The organism is Paraburkholderia sp. JHI2823 (genome assembly GCF_038900695.1).
Taxonomy (GTDB): domain Bacteria; phylum Pseudomonadota; class Gammaproteobacteria; order Burkholderiales; family Burkholderiaceae; genus Paraburkholderia; species Paraburkholderia mimosarum.
This window is the reverse complement of sequence record NZ_JAYMRY010000027.1, coordinates 20,635-37,804: the sequence shown is the minus strand read 5'-3', so window position 1 is coordinate 37,804 and position 17,170 is coordinate 20,635. Positions and strand designations below refer to the sequence as shown.

Genomic DNA, 17,170 nt, shown 5'->3' with positions numbered 1-17,170 from the left:
GGTCGTGTAGAATAAATTTCTATGCTTCGGGGAGCGCATAAATGGATCTCATCGATAGAAAGCTGGTGGAGCTGTTGCAGCAGGACGCCACCATGCCGGTCGCCGAATTGGCGCAGCGGGTCAATCTCTCGCAAACGCCTTGCTGGAAGCGCGTGCAGCGCCTGAAGGAAACCGGTGTGATCCGCGCGCAGGTCGCGCTGTGCGATCCGCGCAAACTGGGTGTGGGAACGACGGTGTTCGTCGCCGTGCGCACGAACCAGCACACCGAGGCGTGGGCGCAGACCTTCACGCGCGCGGTGCAGGACATTCCCGAGATCGTCGAGGCCTACCGCATGAGCGGGGAGACCGATTACCTCTTGCGTGTCGTGGTGTCCGACATCGACGATTTCGACCGGGTCTACAAGCAGCTCATTCGCGCGGTGCCGTTGTTCGATGTGAGTTCCAGCTTCGCGATGGAGCAGATCAAGTATTCGACCGCGCTGCCGGTGCGCAGCGGCGCATAGCGCAACGCTCGCGGTGCAGGCCGCCTGTAAAGGATGGCGAAGTAGAATGCCCGTTCCTCACACCCGCTTCGAGGCTGGGCACGACCGATGAACCCACCGCGCAAGAAGAACCCGACCGTTGGCGTTGCCGTTTTCATCGTGGCGGTGGTGCTGTTCGTGATCGGCGCCGTGCTGTTCAACGCGCTGAAGAGCAAGCGCGAATACGATGAGACCAGCGGCGCGGGCGCGGCCAGTGCCAAGGCGATCGCGAGCACGGCCGCCTCGCAGGGCGGCTCGGCGCAGTGATGCCCTGACGCCGGGCTCGCGCCGCACGCTGGATTCCTTATTCTTCAGGTAGCCGGATGATGCTCGCGTCTTTGCGGATGAGCCACGACGCGGCGATCATCTGCTTGCACTGGTGTGCGAGCAGCTTGAGTTCCTGCGGAAGATCCGCTGAGGCGCCGAGCGTGCGCTCGGCTTCCACCACCATCGCATCGAGTTCGCGCGTGAGCTGCTTTGTGATCTCCGTTTGATCGGCGGGTGATGCGATGCCCGCTTCCGCCGCGACGAGGTTCTCGCGCACGCAGGAAAGGGCGCGCTCGAGCGCGTCGAGCTTGAGTTCCGGCTGGTCGGGCCGCGACAGGCTGCGAAGCGGCGGCGCAATGGCCGTGATCTGGGAAGCGAGCACGTGGCTGCGCACGAGCAGGTCGTTGAGCTCGGGCACGAACTTCTGCGCGGCCTTCGGTTCGAGCATCATGCGCTGGAACGCCTGGCCGAGATTCGCAAACGCCACGTGCACGTTCTTTCGCGCGAGCCGATAGCGAAAATCGCGCGCGAGCGACGGCGCGGCAGCTGCGGCGCCTGCGTTTGACTGAGCGGCCTGTGCGGCGGCTTTCGTGCCCACTTTTGTGCCCACCGCGGCAACCGGCGAGCCGGCGGCACCCACCGTTGGCGAGCCATCGAGCGTAGCAGTCGCGACGGCGATGGGTTCGCCAATCACGCTGGCGGCGCTTGCCGAGGCACTCGCCATCGCGCTTTCCACGCTGGTCGCCAATCGGTTCGCCATGTCGCTCGCGTTCGCTGCGGAGCCTGCCACGGGCGACGCGTTCGCGCTTGCGAAGGCGCTGACGTCGGCCTCCGTTGCATCCCCTGGGTAGGTTCCCGCAAACGCCGGCTGGGGCGCGGCGGTGCGACCGCTCCACCACCAGCTCGCCTCGAGATAGCTGCGCGTCGCGGCAATCATGTCGTGCACGAGCTTGCCCATCAGCCGGTATTCCCAGTACGGGAACAGATGGCTCGTGGCGATGGCGATCATGCAGCCCACCATCGTGTCGATCGCGCGCTCGCCGATGATCCGCATGCTGCCCGGCGCGAGCAGGTGGAACATCAGGAGGACGTAGGCCGACGTGAACACTACGCTCGCCGTGTAGTTGAAAAGCAGCAGGCTGTAGCTCATCACCATGGCCGCGAACATCGAGACGAGCAGCACGAGCGGCTGCTTCACGAGCAGGATCAGCGCAATGCTCGCGATGCACCCGATCAGCGTGCCGACGATACGCTGCGCGTTGCGCTGGCGCGTGAGCGAGTAGCCAGGCTTCAGGATGATGATGCTCGTCATCACGATCCAGTAGGCGTTGGTGAGCGGCAGGAGCCGCCCGAGCCAAAAGCCGACGGCCACGGCGATCGTCACGCGAAGCGCGTGGCGAAAGCTGGGCGAAGCCATCGTGAGATTCGAGAAGATCTGCAGCCAGGACACGCGGCGGTTCGTCACGAAGCGTGTGAGCGCCTCGTCGATGCGCAGTTCGGTTTCGGTCGTCGGCACTTCGCTCGCGAGGCTGCGGCGCATACGGTCGATCAGGCGCGTCGCGCTCCAGATGCGGCGGAACGAGGCCGAGATCGCCGCGTAGGCTTCCGGGTCGGTGGCGGCCAGATCGCGCTTCTTCAACAGGTCGAGCTCGTATTCGATGGCGCGCAGCTCCGCCTTTACGTTCACGCTTGCGCGCGGCGGCTCGTTCTGCAGCACCGCGAGTCCGATGTCTTCGAGATCGGCGGCGGCCTTGCGGATCAGGTCACGATAGAACACGAGCAGGTCCGATCCGCCGAAGGTGTTGCGCACGAGCGGGTAGTCGGTGTGCGCGCCCACGAACAGCTCGTGCAGATCGACCGTGTTGATGAAGAGATTGAAGTGCATCGCGCGCCGCGCATCGATCTTGCCGGCCCTGAGCCTGGGCAGATTGCGCAGCACGATGTCGCGCGCCGCGTCCTGGCGCTCGACGGCCGCGATCTGTTTGGCGACGAGGTTGCGATAGCACTCGTCGAGGTCATTGTCGAGGTCGAAGAACTGGGCGCGCGCGAGCAGATAATCGGCACAGGCGAACACGCTTTCGGCGAGCGCCTGTTGCTCGATGCGATCCAGCATCAGGTGGCTAATAAAGGTGGACCACACCGTGTACCAGAGGCCGCCCAGCAGGATCCACAACGCATTGACGAGCGCGAGGTGCGGCGTGAAGTGCTCTTCGAGCGTCATCACCATCATGAAGAGGGTGGCGAAGCTGATTTGCGGCCAGCGGTTGCCGTAAACCACGATCAGCGAAAGCACGAAGGTGAGCGGCACGACCGTGGACCACAATGCGATCGGGCTGAACGTGGCGAGGCCCGTGGCGTAAGCGGAGAGAAACCCGATTACGCTGCACGCGAGCATCTCGTTGCGCTTGTACTTGAGCGGCCCCGGCATGTCGACCACGCAGGCGCCGAGCGCGCCGGTCGAGATGGTGAAGCCGAGCTCGCTCTGATGAAAGACGAACAGGGACAGCACGGCGGGAAGCGAGATGCCGATCGCGATGCGCAGGCCGCCGTAAAAGTACTGGCTATATAGGAATTTCCTGATTTCTACGGAGTAGCGCATCGACTGCCGGGAAGTTCGAAAGCGGACGGTACGCCGCGGACTGTGCCGCTGAGTCTAACTGATTTCGGGCACGATCTGACCGTCGGTGCCTGCCGGGTTGCGCGCCGCCGGATCTCGCGCAATGAACCGGGCACAAAGGCGCGCAAGCGGCTCAGAGGCGGGTTGAGCCTGGCGCCTCAATCCACACTGAGCGTGGTTGCGTTCGGGCTCGCGTTGGCCGCCGTATCGCCGAGCAGGCCATGCGTGCCCTGGATGCGCCGCATGCGCGTGCGATACCAGAAGGTCCAGGCCATGAGACCGCCGAACACACCATAGCCGATGATCGGCGAAACGACGAGAAAGCGCTCGACCGGCCAGGTGGCTGCCAGATAAGTGCGCAGCGCCGAGTCGAGACACAGCCCCATGCCCCAGACGAAGGTGAGCAGGCGCATCGCCGCGGCAAAGCTCGCGTTGTCGTTCCAGAGCTGCTCGAGCCGTGCGACGCCCTCGCGTGTTTCCCGCGCGACGGTGGCGCGCGTGAGATAAAACACGAGTGGGCGCTTCGCCAGCAGCGAAAGCAGGAACGCGACGCCGATCGCCCCCGAGGCGAGGCACTCGCGCATCAACAGCACGCGCGGGCTGCCGCCGAACGCCACGGCGAGGAGCGAGAGCAGGATGCCGAGCAGGATGACGGACGAGAGCGCATCGACGCGCCGAAAGCGCACCAGCTCGACGATGCTCCAGGCAAGCGGCGGCACGGCCGAGGCAACGAGGCCGCCGACTTCGCCCCAGTGCGGCTCGGCGAGACGGTAGGCGACCCAGGGAAGGAGCAGGTTGACCGCCAGTTCGGCGACGAAGGCTGGACGCAGCTTCATGGGACGCGTGTTCCTGAAGGTTCACCGAAGGCAATGCCGTAAGTATGGTGCAAGCGCCGCGCAGCCGCAAACCGGCTGCCACAACGGGCGTGGGCATTATGCTTGCCCCCGGTGATCCGGTTCGCCGCTTGCGCCGTCCTGTGCGACACTGCCGCGTGGCTGGCCTCACCCGAAGCGGCTTGTTTTTCACTATTCGCCCATGACTGCACGTGCCCCCATCCCCTTGCAGGAAATCGAACTGGTAGCCGTTCGCGCACAGGGAGCGGGCGGCCAGAACGTGAACAAGGTATCGAGCGCGATTCATCTGCGCTTCGACATCCGCGCCTCGTCGCTGCCCGAAGTGCTCAAGATGCGCCTGCTCGCGCTGTCGGACCGGCGGATTTCGAGGGACGGCGTCGTGGTCATCAAGTCACAGGAATACCGCACCCAGGACCAGAACCGGGTGGCGGCGCTCGCGCGTCTGGAGGAACTCATCGACAGCGTGAGCGTGACGCGCAAGGCGCGCGTGGCGACGCGTCCCAGCCGAGCTTCGAAGCTGCGCCGGCTCGATGCGAAAGCGCGTCAAGGCGAACTGAAGGTCGCGCGGCGGCGCGTTCTGGAATAGGGAGGCCGCTAGCGTGCGGCCGGCGAGGTGCGGCCGTCAACGGTGGCTGGTCCGACAGGCCGAAATGTGGCCAGCAGAACTTCGCAAGCGGCGCGCCGGTCGTCCCAGCGCTAGCCTGGCTCGTGGGACAGGCGCTCGCGTGGCCCGTGTTCTGATGGAAAGCGTGCGGACTGACTAGAGAGCGGCGAGAAGGCTCGTGCCTGGGGGAAGCCCCGTTGAACCGATAGCCGGGAATGCTGCGGAGGGCCGTTTGTCTGGAAGTTTGTCTGGAACAATCGCAAAGGGGCGAAGCGGCGCCGGCTTCATCCTTCGCAGGCCCCCGCGTGGCGGCGGGCCTGGTGCGCCGACTTGGCGCGGAGTTGGCGCTCGGTGCGCCGCTCAGTCCGCGCCCGGTGCGCCGCTCAGTGCGCCGTATTGGGAACGTCGAGAATCAGGATGATGGTCCAGTCAGCATCGCCTTCGTGATGGTATTGACGTTCCGCGACGATGAACGGTTGCTGCTTGCCGGCAGGGCCGAGGAACAGCACATCGCCCTCCATCGGCAGGCATTCGATGGGGGGCAGCGCCAGATACGCGTCCTGGTTGCCGCCGCGCGGCATCAACTTTTCGATTTTGCGTGAGGCCGCTTCGGTCCATTCGATGTCGAGCTGGATGTTGCTCATTGTGGTTCTCCGCGCGTGGCGCACAAGGGGTGGGATCTCGCCGGGGGTATATCGACCGGGCGTTTTTTTCGAGGGCGCGACTTTAGCATACCGCGCGGGAGCGCAGCCGGCGCGACCTCGCGATGCCCGCGACGCGTGGCCGGCTCCAGCAGGGCACGGACAACAAAAAGCCGATGGCGGCACGGCCGGCATCGGCTTCATGGCCGGAAGGGCGCACTGGTGCGGTGCCGCCTTCTCTGCGCGGCCCGGCCTGGACAGCGCAGCTGTGCGGCGCGACACCTTCCTTATTGGGATTGGGCGGGCTTCTTGTGATGCGGATGCCCCGACTTGTGATGCATCGTCGGCTCCGCCGGTTGCGCGGGCTGGGCCGCCTGCTGCTGCTGCAGGGCTTGCGCGCGTTGCAGGACGTCGTCGGCCTTGGCCTGATCGGTGCTCATCGTGACGCCGGTGTCCGACTGGGCGTAGGCGCCGCCAGCCAATGCGGAAAACGAAATCAGGACTGCGAGGGACGTTTTTTTCATCTCTACCTCCGAAGGAGCGGTTTATGGACCCAGCCGGTACCTGTCCAAGCAGGATGGACACCTCATTCTAACGACCAAATACTCGCTCCAGATGACATCGTGCAAATCGTTCACGCGGGAGTTACATCTGGTTACACGTCAGCTCGCGTAGCGGTCAGCTAGAACCAGCCAATCATCCGATAGACATAAAACTGGGCAATCCCGATCAATTCGTGCAGTGCGGTTTCGGCGCTCTTGAGATTGGCCGGGCGTGGGAGCAGGCCACGCTCCACGCTGCGCACATCGGATACCGCGGGCAGCGGGTTCATGCCGAAGTGCTGGAAATCGAGCATTGCGCGGCGCATCTGGTAGGACGACGTCACGAGCAGGAGCGTTTCCCCGTTCCAGGCCCGGACGATGGGAGCGACATTGCGCGCATTCTGAAAGGTCGTGAGGCTCCGGTTTTCGAGCACGAGATCGGCGCTCGGCACCCCCGAGCGCAGCAGGTAGGGCGCGTAGTTGTCCGCTTCGGCGCTCGCGTGATGCTGAGGATTGCCGCCGCTCACGATTACGCGGCACACGCCACCCGCTCTCACGCACCGCGCGTGCAGGTCGGCGGCGAGCGCGATGCGTGCATAGACGTCGCGCTCGGGAACCAGTCGGCCGTTTCGAACTTGCGTGCCCCCGCCCAGCATGACGATGGCGGTGCGCGGGCCGAAGCTCACGGGGCCGACTGTCGCCTGATCGTACGGAGTGCGATATATCCGGGGCTGGGCCAGATCGAGAAGTACCCCGGACAACCAGCCTGCCGCGAGCAGCCAGAACAGGAGGGCGGCGCTGGCTGCGACGCGCCAGCGCGCGTTTCGCCACGCCACGGCCAGCGCAATGAATAGCGCAAACAAAACGATTAGAATCAATTTGGATGAGGTAACGTATTGTTTTCGGGAAAATGTGCGTCCGACCGACCTGTGCGCTGCGAGCGTGGCGTGGTGTTGGCCGCGCAGGAGGCGGCGAATCCGCTTTCACGGGGGCCCGGATAACCTGCAGTCCCTGCCGCCGCACGGCGCGCGGATGGGCCCGTGAGCTGCCGGGACAGGCTTCGGCGTTCACGTCGGTATGGGGCCGATGCCGGCTCATGCGAGGCACAACGATCGCAGGACTGCATTTTAAGAAAGAAGTGACATGACCACGTATTCCAACGAGGCAGTACTCGAAGCGCTACGGCGCGTGCAGTATCGGCAGGTTCCGTGGGCGCGTCGTCCTGAAGTGTTCCAGTATTTGCGCGATCTCGGCATGATGGACATCGTCCGGCAGCGCACCGTCGCGCCGGCGCCGGGCTTTCATGCGCCCGTCGACATCGCGGTGCTGACCGATCGGGGCCGCGCTGAGTTCGCGCGGCTCGCGCGCGACGAGCGCACGATGCAATGGAGCGCGCATCGCGTGGCCGACTATGTCGCGGAACGCGTGCCCCAATCCGGCCTCGAGGCCAGCCAGTAACTCCTCCGTTTATCAATCGCAAAAAAAAGCCCGCATCGAAAGATACGGGCTTACCGGAATTACTGCTGCCACGCTGTGCTTGATGGCGTAAGAGTAGACCGCACGTGAGGCGCGGTGGTTCCCCAGGGCAGGGTATATGCTGAGCCGCAGCTCAGTGGTCCGCTGAATATGGCGCGCCTCGCGCGGGTCATCAGCGAACCGTCCATCTTCTATCCGCGATCTTTGCCCGCGATCCTGTGCCGGTTCCACCATCCCCCGATGACTTCGCTCAGCCTGTTCAGCGATGCTGCGCCGGCTCCTGCCGCGGCGGCGCACTGCGGCGGGCATTGCTGGCAATGTCGCCGCGCAGGTCCCCGCGCGGGACTGCCGGGTTGGCAGCATGCGAGTCGGGTGCAGCGGGCGGCAGCGCCCGGGTGCCGGTGCGAGACATCGACCATGCAGGGGTGGGTTCGTGCGACTGCTGGGCCGCGGCGCTCAACGACACGAACGACGCCGCAGGCGCCAAGAGGCCAAGGGCGGATAGCGAAACCATGACGCGCCGAATGTGCAGCTTCATGGATTTCATGGTGGGTTCCCGTCAATCCAATTTCTTGACGTTGATAGAGTAGCTTCCACGCTAGCGTCGCGGGCGAAAGCATGCTGTAAATATTCGTAAAGAGATGTATCGCACTGCGCCGACCGTTTTTGTTACGGGTGCAGCGGTGCCGGGGCGCCCGGTCTCGATGGGCGCAGATATACGGCGCGTGCAGACGGGTATCCCGGAAAGCCCGGTGGGTCACTGGGCGCGGCGAAAGGCGGCGTCAGTGGTGGGCGAGGAAGGGTCTCGGAATGAGCCCGAGAAAGAGCCACGAGGCGGGCAAAAAACGCGCCGGGCGCAAGAGGCGCCCGGCGTGAAGCAAATGGAACGTGGCTCAGGCCATCTTGACCGGTGCGCGCCAGGATTCCGGGTTGGTCCAGAACGCGCCGCGCAGGCGGTCGCGGCTGGGCGGTGCGGGCGGCTTGGTCGCCGTTGCGCCGATACGGCCGCGCAGCGAAATTTCGCGCCCGTTCGAGCTCAGTCGCTTGACGATCTCCGCAAGCGTGCCGTCTGCCTGCCACTCGTCGAAGCGGCGGCGGCACGTCGGCGGCGAGGGGTAGCGTCCCGGCAGCTTGGACCAGCCTTCACCCGTCGAAAGCACCCAGAGCACCGCGTTGACCACTGCACGCGCTTCGACGCGAGGCCGTCCGCGCCGTTCGCTCCGTGCCGGTTCAGCACAGAACAACGCCTCGACCAGCGCCCATTCGTTGTCTCTCAAATCGTCGAACAGCATCATGTTTCACCTCAGCGAAGCTATCTCCGGTGCGCTGCCCCGCGCTGCGCACTCTTCATGGACTCGCGGCCGGATGCCGGAGTACCAGGCGGGCCCGGCTGGATCGCCCCGGAACTGCTTGTTTCCGGTACGTCCATCGAACCTGTGCGTGCCTTAATGCGAAAACCGTGCCAGCACGTACGTTGTCGTCTTGAAGCCGCGTCGCGCCAAGCCCGCGCGGGAGATTGCCAGGGGCGTATAAGACTCGAAAACACTTATCGAGAAAATCGGTGGAATCACCAATCTTGTGCAAAGAGGCCCGTCCTGCGTGCGTTGCGCCGCATTGCTGCACTGCGGCGAACAAGCGTCTTCGCTGCCGCGCCAGGTGTAACCGTGTGCATCCCGGATAAGATTGCATAAAAATGGACGATTCATGAGGTCAATGGATGAATGTGACCCTCCGGCAGTTGCGGGTGTTCATCGAGGTCGCGCGGCTGCAAAGTTTTAGCCGGGCAGGGGATGAAATCGGGCTCACTCAGTCGGCGGTGAGCCGCTGTGTTCGCGAGCTCGAAGCCGAAATCGGCGTGAAGCTCGTCGACCGGACCACGCGCGAGGTGCAACTGACCGATGTCGGCGCGAATCTCATCGCAAGCATTCCGCGCCTGCTCAGCGACCTCGACGACGCCTTGCGCGAAATTCGCGAGATAGGCGAGCAGCGTCGCGGCCGCGTGGTCGTGGCGGCGAGCCCCACGGTCGCCTGCCGTCTGATGCCGCAGGTCGTGGCTGCCTGCGGCCGGCAGTTTCCGTACGTTACGCTCGGGTTACGAGACGACGTGCAGACCGATGTCGTGCGCAAAATCCGCTCAGGGGAGGTGGACTTCGGCGTCGTTATCGGCCCCTTTACTGCCGACGATCTCGAAACGGAACGCTTGACCACGGACTCGTTCTGCGTGGTGGTGCGCGGCGACCACGCGCTGGCGCTGAGCCAGGAGGTTTCGTGGAAGGAGCTGGACGGCGAGCGACTGGTGATGCTGGACTACGCCTCGGGCAGCCGTCCGCTTATCGACGCCGTGATGAGTGAGCACGGTGTGCGCGTACGCGTGGTGCAGGAGCTGGGGCATCCGGCCACCGTATTCGGGCTCGTCGAGGCGGGCGTGGGAATCAGCGTGCTGCCCTGGCTAGCGCTGCCGGTGCCGGCGGGTGCGTCGCTGCTCGCAAGGCCGCTCGTGCCGCGTGCCGAGCGCACCGTCGAGCTGGTGCGGCGGCGCGACCGCTCCCTCTCGCCAGCCGCCGAGGCGGTGTGGTCGCTGATCCGGCAGCTTTCCGATCCGGCCGCCGCGCGGCGCTGAACACCCTCGCGGCGCCATTTGCGTGGCTTGCCCTCGCTGCGCGGCGCGCGCGCTACACTGCACGTCTTCTCACATTGTGCGTTACCCAGGAACTCCGATGCGCGATCCCGACCTGTCGTCCCTCGTCCCCCTCCCGCGCGAAGCGGTGCGTGCGTTGCGCTCGTCGCAGATCCGCGAAGTGGCGAACGCAGGGTTCGGCGTGCCCGACGTGCTGCCGTTCTGGTTCGGCGAGTCCGACCGCGTGACGCCGCCGTTCATCCGCGACGCTGCCGCCGGGGCGCTCGGGCGCGGCGATACCTTCTATACGCACAACCTCGGCATCGCCCCGCTGCGCGAGTCGCTCGCGCGCTACGTGAGCGAGCTGCACGGCGCGACGCCGATGGACAACGTCGCGGTGACGAGCGCCGGCGTCAATGCGCTGATGCTGGCGGCGCAACTGGTGGTGGACCCCGGAGATCGCGTGGTGGCGGTGACGCCGTTGTGGCCGAATCTCGTGGAGATTCCGAAAATCCTGGGCGCGACGGTCGAGACTGTCTCGCTCAGCTATGGCGAGCGCGGCTGGACCCTCGATCTCGACCGGCTGCTGGCCGCGCTCACGCCCGACACGCGTCTGGTCATGATCAACTCGCCGAACAACCCGACCGGTTGGGTCATGACGCGCGACGAGCAACGCGCGGTGCTCGAACACTGCAGGCGCCACGGCATCTGGATCGTCGCCGACGAAGTCTATGAGCGCCTTTACTACGGCGACGCGGGCGAGCGCGCCGCGCCCTCGTTCCTCGACATCGCCACGCGCGAAGAGCGGCTAATCTGCGTCAATTCGTTTTCGAAGGCCTGGATCATGACGGGCTGGCGGCTCGGCTGGATGGTCGTGCCGCGCACCTTGACAGACGACCTCGGCAAGCTGGTCGAGTACAACACCTCCTGCGCGCCTTCGTTCGTGCAGCAGGCCGGCGTCGCCGCGATCGAGTGCGGCGAGCCGTACACGCGTGCGCTAGTGACCGACTTGCGAGCCTCCCGCGACCATCTCGCCGCGGCGCTCGCGAAGCTGCCGGGCGTCGATGTGAAGGCGCCAGACGGCGCGATGTATCTCTTCTTCCGGCTACCGGGCGCGCAGAAAAGCCTCGAGCTGTGCAAGGCGCTGGTACGGGACGCGGGGCTCGGGCTGGCGCCGGGCAGCGCGTTCGGGCCGCAGGGAGAAGGGTTCGTGCGCTGGTGTTATGCGTGCGATCCGGCGCGGCTCGATGCGGGCGTCGCACGGCTCGCGCGTTACCTGGAGGTGGTCGGCGCGCATTGAGCCGTGGCAAGCGCACCGTGCACTCGCCGATGCGCCGCGCATGGATGGAAGGGCTATGCCCGCGGGCGCCGTGCGACGACAGACGGCGCGTAGCCGCGCATGCGGGCAGGCGTCTTTACGCACCCGGCGTTTTTGCGTAATATGGCGCTCAGTCTAGCGATTCCTTACGGGAATTTCGCGGCTCCCTCCGGCTGGGCCTGGCTCTTTGCCTGTCGATGTTTGTGTATGACGGCCCCCCGGTGCGTGCTCCCATCAATATGACCGATCAGAATCGGGCGAGCGCGTCTCCAGTTCCATATCGTCTTTCGTCTGTCTGATCCGGTTCCTTGAACCTGATTTACCTTACTTAGGGTCTGACCTGGCTGCATGAATACCCAAGAGGCGAAAATCGTCCTCGAGACTGCATTGATCTGCACGCAGGAGCCGCTGAAGATCGGCGAACTGCGCAAACTGTTTGCCGACGACATTTCGGCCGACACGGTTCGCAACCTGCTCGAAGACCTGCGGCATGAATGGTCCGGGCGTGGCGTCGAGCTGGTGGGGCTCGCGTCGGGCTGGCGCTTTCAGAGCAAGCCGGCCATGCGGACTTATCTTGACCGGCTTCACCCCGAAAAACCGCCGCGCTATTCGCGTGCGGTTCTCGAAACGCTCGCGATCATCGCGTACCGGCAGCCGGTCACGCGTGGCGACATCGAGGAAATTCGCGGCGTCACGGTCAACACGCAGGTTGTCAAGCAACTCGAAGACCGCAACTGGATCGAAGTGATTGGTCATCGCGACGTGCCGGGGCGCCCGGCGCTCTATGCGACGACGCGTGAGTTTCTCGACGACCTCGGCCTGAAGTCGCTCGACGAATTGCCGCCGCTCGACGACCCGTCGAGCCAGCTGGGCGAACAATTGCTCGCCCAGCACGCCATCGAGTTTCCCGATAGCGAAGTGGCGCAGTTGGTCGCGCAAGGTCAGCCCGGGACGGCGGAGCTTGCTGAAGTCGCGGGCGCGGAAGATGCGCCTGCGCCGGCAGGCGACGCAACGTTGGGCGTCGAAACGCCGGGCGTCGAAACGCCCATGCAGCACGCAAGCGAGATGCAACAAGATGCGGGCGAAAACGTTGAAGTCGCATCGGATTCAGCAGGCGACGCCGCATACCACGAAGCTGGCCTCACGGAGCACCGGGCGACTCCGGATGCTCACGCGCAGGACGCCGCGCACGAGTGTGCGGACGTGCCGGCGCATGCGCCTGAACTAGCGGGCGAAGAACACGAAGACCGCAGCAACGCGGCGCAGGACGACCCCGTCTCGACGACGGACGATGAAGCCGCCCGACGCGGCATCTGAAGCAACACGCATTTTTGACGCGCCCCGCAAGCGGGCGCGCAACCTGACATTTTGAGGTTGTTTTGACTGATATCCACGACACCGATTCGACCGACGCGTCCGAATCCGCGCGTCGCGCGTCCTCCGCGCGCGACGACGAAACGCGCGCCTCGCAGGCCGAAGGCGACGCCCCTGGCGGCGAAGCACAGCGCGGCGAGGGCGAAGAGCGTCCGCGCCGCGGCTTGCGCCGCGGGCCGCGCAGCCTGATCGCGCGCCGCCGTGCCGGCGCGAAGGCCAAGGCCGCCGAGGGCGGCGCCGAGAGCGCTGAAGTATCGGCCGCGCCGGCTACCGGAATGCAAGCGCCGCAGGAAGGCGACGCGGCCGCCCGCGCGCCGCGCAAGGACTCTGGTGCAAAGAAGCAGGGCCGTCGCCAGAGCGCAGCCGGCGGCGAACGCCAAGGCGAACGCCAAGGCGAACGTCAACAGGGCGCGGGAAAACGCGGCAAGGCTCAAGGAGGCGCGGCTCGCGGCGAAGGCCAGCAGGCGCCCGCAGCCGACGCCAGCCAGGACGACCTCTTCCTCTACGTGACTTCGCCGGCATTCGACGCCGACAACGGCGCGGGCCCGGGCGTGCGCGCCCCGATGTTGCGCCGCGGCCGTGCCCAGCAGCCCAAGCGCGTGCTGAGCCCGGACGACGACGCGCCGAAGCTGCACAAGGTGCTCGCGGATGCGGGCATGGGCTCGCGCCGCGACATGGAAGAGCTGATCATCGCCGGGCGCGTCTCGGTGAACGGCGAGCCCGCTCACATCGGCCAGCGCATCCTGCCGACCGACCAGGTGCGCATCAATGGCAAGCCGATCAAGCGCAAGCTGCCGAACAAGCCGCCGCGCGTGCTCATTTATCACAAGCCGACGGGCGAAATCGTCAGCCACGCCGATCCGGAAGGCCGCCCCTCGGTGTTCGACCGCCTGCCGCCCATGAAGACGGCGAAGTGGCTGGCCGTCGGGCGTCTGGACTTCAACACCGAAGGTCTGTTGATGCTCACGACTTCGGGCGACCTGGCGAACCGCTTCATGCACCCGCGCTACAGCGTGGAGCGCGAATACGCGGTGCGCGTGGTGGGTGAGCTGACCGAAGGCAATCGCCAGAAGCTGCTCAAGGGCATCGAACTCGACGACGGTCCGGCCAGCTTCCTGCGCATTCGCGATGGCGGCGGCGAAGGCACGAATCACTGGTATCACGTCGCGCTGGCCGAAGGTCGCAACCGCGAAGTGCGCCGCATGTTCGAAGCGGTCGGCCTGATGGTGAGCCGTCTGATCCGCACGCGCCACGGCCCGATCGCGCTGCCCAAAGGCCTCAAGCGCGGCCGCTGGGAAGAACTCGAAGACAACCAGGTTCGCAGCCTGATGGCCGCAGTCGGCCTGAAGGCGCCGAGCGAAGAGAAGGGCGGCGGCCGCGGCAAGGAGCAGGACCGTCGTCAGCCTGACCCGATGCAGACGTCCATGGGTTTCATCAACCGCGAGCCTGTGCTCAGTTCGCACGGCGCGATGAACCAGGCGCGCCAGCAGGGGCGGCGCGGCGCGGCCGGCGGCTTCGGCGGCGGTGCTGGGGCCGGCCATGGCAATCTCGGCGGCGGCGCCGGCTTCGGCGGTCGCGGCGGCAACCGTGCCGGCGGGCGCGAGGTCGACGGCAACCGCGCCCCGAGCGCGGGCGCCGGCAAGCGCGCAGGCGGCAATGCCAATGGCAATCGCCGCAGCGGTCCCGGCACTGGCGGCAACGCCAACACCACCGGCAACCGCGCCGGCGGCAATAGCCGTGGCGGCCAGCGCGGGGCACCGCGCAACCGCACGCGTGGTCACTGACGAGGCGAGGCACGACGCCAGGCCGCACCATGCGGCGGGCGTCCGCTTGCGCGTCAGCGCGTGGGCTAGCGGCGCTGGATTCCACTCTCGGTCCTTCCACCGGCGCCGAAAAAACGGCTGATATGCGTGAAAATCGCGCTGCCAGGCCCGGAAATAACGGCAGAATGGCGCTCGGGCTTGACCGGCGGTTTGCGTAAATGGCGAAAAAAGGCTAGAATCACGAAGTCGCTGGGCGTGCGGCTGTTTGACTGCGCTGTAATACGCGTCCCAGGTGCGACCACCTGGCTAAGTGAGAAGATGGGCGTTTCGCCCATTTTTTTTTGGTTCGCCCCGAATCAATCCTTGCGCAATCCTGGCAGGGATGCCGACAAATGCCGACGTTTCACGTTCGGCATTGTCAATTTGGGGGCGGAGAATCAACGAGCCAGGTCGTTCGTCATCGTGGGGGCAGGTCGGTGAGCAGCGCGCGCTCACCTGGCGCGCGGCCCGCGAATCCCGAGCGAAGCAAGAACGAGAGCGAAGGAAGTTGCCGGCCCCCGCGCGAACATCTGGAGTGGGCATTGTGCAACTGACGGAACTGATTGAAACCACGGTCACCGGGCTCGGTTACGAGCTGGTCGACCTCGAGCGCACCGGGCGCGGCATGCTGACCATCTACATCGATCAGCCCGCGGGGATCGCGATCGAGGACTGCGAGAAGGTCACGCGTCAGCTGCAGCACGTTTTGACGGTCGAGAACATCGACTACGAGCGGCTCGAGGTTTCGTCGCCCGGGCTCGACCGTCCGCTGAAAAAGCTGGCGGACTTCGAACGCTTCGCAGGCTGCGAAGCGGTAATCACGTTGAAAAAGCCATTGGACGGACGGAAATCGTACCGGGGTATCGTGCATGCTCCCGAAGGCGAAACCATCGGTCTGGAATTCGAAGGGAAGGCGGGTCCTGCGATGCTCGATTTCACGCTCGCGGACATCGATAAAGCACGCCTTGTCCCAAAAGTTGACTTTAGGAGCCGCAAACAATGAGTCGCGAAGTGTTGATGCTGGTGGATGCGCTGGCACGCGAGAAGAATGTCGACAAGGACGTGGTGTTTGCCGCCCTTGAAGCGGCGCTTGCGTCGGCCTCCAAGAAACTCTTCGACGAGGATGCGGATATCCGCGTGCATATCGACCGCGAAAGCGGCGAGCACGAAACGTTTCGCCGCTGGCGTGTCGTGCCGGACGAGGCGGGCCTGCAGGAGCCGGACCAGGAAATCCTGCTGTTCGAAGCGCGCGAGCAAGACCCCGAAGCGCACATCGACGGCTTCATCGAGCAGCCCGTGCCTTCGGTCGAGTTCGGCCGTATCGGCGCGCAGGCCGCCAAGCAGGTCATCCTGCAGAAAGTGCGCGATGCCGAGCGCGAGCAGATCCTGAACGACTTCCTCGAGCGCGGCGAAAGCATCATGACCGGCACGGTCAAGCGCATGGACAAGGGTAACTTCATCGTCGAGTCGGGCCGTGTCGAAGCGCTGCTGCGCCGCGATCAGCTGATTCCGAAGGAAAACCTGCGCGTGGGCGATCGCGTGCGCGCCTGGATCGGCAAGGTCGACCGCACCGCGCGCGGCCCGCAGATCGAGCTCTCGCGCACGGCGCCCGAGTTCCTGATGAAGCTGTTCGAAATGGAAGTGCCGGAAATCGAACAAGGCCTGCTCGAGATCAAGGCGGCGGCGCGGGATCCTGGCGTGCGCGCCAAGATCGGCGTGGTGGCTTACGACAAGCGCATCGACCCGATCGGCACCTGCGTCGGCATTCGCGGTTCGCGCGTGCAGGCGGTGCGCAATGAGCTCGGTGGCGAAAACGTCGACATCGTGCTATGGTCGGAAGATCCCGCCCAGTTCGTGATCGGCGCGCTCGCGCCGGCAGCCGTGCAGTCGATCGTCGTCGATGAAGAGAAGCATTCGATGGACGTGGTGGTCGACGAGAGCGAACTCGCGGTCGCGATCGGCCGTAGCGGCCAGAACGTGCGTCTTGCCAGCGAACTGACCGGCTGGCAAATCAATATCATGACGCCGGACGAATCCGCGCAGAAGCAGAACCAGGAGCGCACGGTATTGCGCGACCTGTTCATGGCGCGTCTCGATGTGGACGAGGAAGTCGCCGACATCCTGATCGACGAGGGCTTTACGAGCCTCGAAGAAATCGCCTACGTGCCGCTCAACGAAATGCTCGAAATCGAGGCGTTCGACGAGGACACCGTGCACGAGCTGCGCAACCGCGCGCGCGACGCGCTGCTCACGCAAGCGATCGCGAACGAGGAAAAGGTGGAAAGCGCCGCCCTGGATCTGAAGAGCCTGGACGGCATGGACCCGGATCTGCTCGCGAAACTCGCGGAGCACGAAGTTCACACCCGCGACGAGCTCGCCGAGCTGGCCGTGGACGAGCTTACCGAAATGACGGGAATGGAAGAGGACGCCGCCAAGGCGTTGATCATGAAGGCGCGTGAGCACTGGTTCGAGTGACCCGGCAACGGGAAACGACACCAGGGCGCGACGAGCAGGAAGCGACCATGACCCACTAATCT

At 65.4% G+C, this 17,170-nt stretch carries 17 protein-coding genes and 1 pseudogene; 10 read left to right on the top strand and 8 right to left on the bottom strand.

What is annotated here, in order from left to right:
• The first annotated feature begins 41 nt into the window (after positions 1-41).
• Positions 42-503, top strand: coding sequence for an Lrp/AsnC family transcriptional regulator (locus VSR34_RS25245; protein WP_028212149.1), 462 nt, complete (start codon positions 42-44; stop codon positions 501-503).
• An 87-nt stretch (positions 504-590) separates the two neighbouring features.
• The gene (locus VSR34_RS25240) at positions 591-788 is read left to right on the top strand and encodes a hypothetical protein (RefSeq protein WP_342963866.1); all 198 of its coding nucleotides are present in this window, start codon (positions 591-593) and stop codon (positions 786-788) included.
• A 37-nt stretch (positions 789-825) separates the two neighbouring features.
• On the opposite strand, the gene VSR34_RS25235 is transcribed toward VSR34_RS25240, so the two are convergent.
• Both VSR34_RS25235 and VSR34_RS25230 read right to left on the bottom strand, forming a co-directional pair.
• A complete protein-coding gene (locus VSR34_RS25235) occupies positions 826-3,387 on the bottom strand; it encodes an FUSC family membrane protein (RefSeq protein WP_028212151.1) in 2,562 nt (853 codons plus the stop codon).
• 176 nt (positions 3,388-3,563) lie between these two features.
• Entirely contained in the window at positions 3,564-4,241 is a 678-nt protein-coding gene (locus VSR34_RS25230; RefSeq protein ID WP_042290803.1) for a VC0807 family protein, read from the bottom strand.
• Positions 4,242-4,440: 199 nt separating this feature from the next.
• Between VSR34_RS25230 and arfB the strand changes: the two genes are divergently transcribed.
• Positions 4,441-4,845 carry an alternative ribosome rescue aminoacyl-tRNA hydrolase ArfB gene (arfB, locus tag VSR34_RS25225; protein WP_028230756.1) on the top strand — a complete coding sequence of 135 codons (405 nt, stop codon included), beginning with the start codon at positions 4,441-4,443 and terminating at the stop codon, positions 4,843-4,845.
• Between the two features lie 401 nt (positions 4,846-5,246).
• Here the strand turns inward: arfB and VSR34_RS25220 are convergent, their stop codons facing one another.
• The 3 genes from VSR34_RS25220 to VSR34_RS25210 all read right to left on the bottom strand — a co-directional run bounded on the left by VSR34_RS25220 (position 5,247) and on the right by VSR34_RS25210 (position 6,882).
• Complete coding sequence (locus VSR34_RS25220; RefSeq protein WP_028212153.1) at positions 5,247-5,507, bottom strand: hypothetical protein; 261 nt, start codon at positions 5,505-5,507, stop codon at positions 5,247-5,249.
• A gap of 284 nt (positions 5,508-5,791) precedes the next feature.
• Entirely contained in the window at positions 5,792-6,028 is a 237-nt protein-coding gene (locus VSR34_RS25215) for a hypothetical protein (protein ID WP_342963865.1), read from the bottom strand.
• A 158-nt stretch (positions 6,029-6,186) separates the two neighbouring features.
• Positions 6,187-6,882 (bottom strand): YdcF family protein, encoded by a 696-nt coding sequence (locus VSR34_RS25210; protein ID WP_042290807.1) that lies wholly within the window; start codon positions 6,880-6,882, stop codon positions 6,187-6,189.
• A gap of 307 nt (positions 6,883-7,189) precedes the next feature.
• Between VSR34_RS25210 and VSR34_RS25205 the strand changes: the two genes are divergently transcribed.
• Positions 7,190-7,504: a hypothetical protein gene (locus tag VSR34_RS25205; protein ID WP_028212156.1), complete on the top strand. Its 315-nt coding sequence runs from the start codon at positions 7,190-7,192 to the stop codon at positions 7,502-7,504.
• Between the two features lie 277 nt (positions 7,505-7,781).
• On the opposite strand, the gene VSR34_RS25200 is transcribed toward VSR34_RS25205, so the two are convergent.
• A complete protein-coding gene (locus VSR34_RS25200; RefSeq protein ID WP_155836858.1) occupies positions 7,782-8,069 on the bottom strand; it encodes a hypothetical protein in 288 nt (95 codons plus the stop codon).
• A 358-nt stretch (positions 8,070-8,427) separates the two neighbouring features.
• Positions 8,428-8,814, bottom strand: a pseudogene (locus tag VSR34_RS25195) (transposase); the annotation flags it as partial.
• A 425-nt stretch (positions 8,815-9,239) separates the two neighbouring features.
• Here VSR34_RS25195 and VSR34_RS25190 point away from each other — a divergent pair.
• The 4 genes from VSR34_RS25190 (at position 9,240) to rluB (ending at position 14,615) form a co-directional block, all read left to right on the top strand.
• A complete protein-coding gene (locus VSR34_RS25190; RefSeq protein ID WP_342963864.1) occupies positions 9,240-10,142 on the top strand; it encodes a LysR substrate-binding domain-containing protein in 903 nt (300 codons plus the stop codon).
• Between the two features lie 97 nt (positions 10,143-10,239).
• Complete coding sequence (locus VSR34_RS25185; RefSeq protein WP_342963863.1) at positions 10,240-11,439, top strand: pyridoxal phosphate-dependent aminotransferase; 1,200 nt, start codon at positions 10,240-10,242, stop codon at positions 11,437-11,439.
• Positions 11,440-11,805: 366 nt separating this feature from the next.
• Complete coding sequence (gene scpB, locus VSR34_RS25180; RefSeq protein WP_342963862.1) at positions 11,806-12,774, top strand: SMC-Scp complex subunit ScpB; 969 nt, start codon at positions 11,806-11,808, stop codon at positions 12,772-12,774.
• Positions 12,775-12,836: 62 nt separating this feature from the next.
• On the top strand, positions 12,837-14,615 hold the full coding sequence (gene rluB / locus VSR34_RS25175; protein WP_342963861.1) for a 23S rRNA pseudouridine(2605) synthase RluB: 1,779 nt from the start codon (positions 12,837-12,839) through the stop codon (positions 14,613-14,615).
• A 65-nt stretch (positions 14,616-14,680) separates the two neighbouring features.
• Here rluB and VSR34_RS25170 read toward each other — a convergent pair whose 3' ends face one another.
• Complete coding sequence (locus VSR34_RS25170; protein WP_154671221.1) at positions 14,681-14,929, bottom strand: hypothetical protein; 249 nt, start codon at positions 14,927-14,929, stop codon at positions 14,681-14,683.
• A gap of 248 nt (positions 14,930-15,177) precedes the next feature.
• Here VSR34_RS25170 and rimP point away from each other — a divergent pair, with 248 nt between their 5' ends.
• Positions 15,178-15,636: a ribosome maturation factor RimP gene (rimP, locus tag VSR34_RS25165; protein ID WP_028212162.1), complete on the top strand. Its 459-nt coding sequence runs from the start codon at positions 15,178-15,180 to the stop codon at positions 15,634-15,636.
• Positions 15,633-17,108 carry a transcription termination factor NusA gene (nusA, locus tag VSR34_RS25160; RefSeq protein ID WP_028212163.1) on the top strand — a complete coding sequence of 492 codons (1,476 nt, stop codon included), beginning with the start codon at positions 15,633-15,635 and terminating at the stop codon, positions 17,106-17,108. The genes rimP and nusA overlap by 4 nt, the downstream gene beginning before the upstream one ends.
• Positions 17,109-17,170 lie beyond the last annotated feature (62 nt).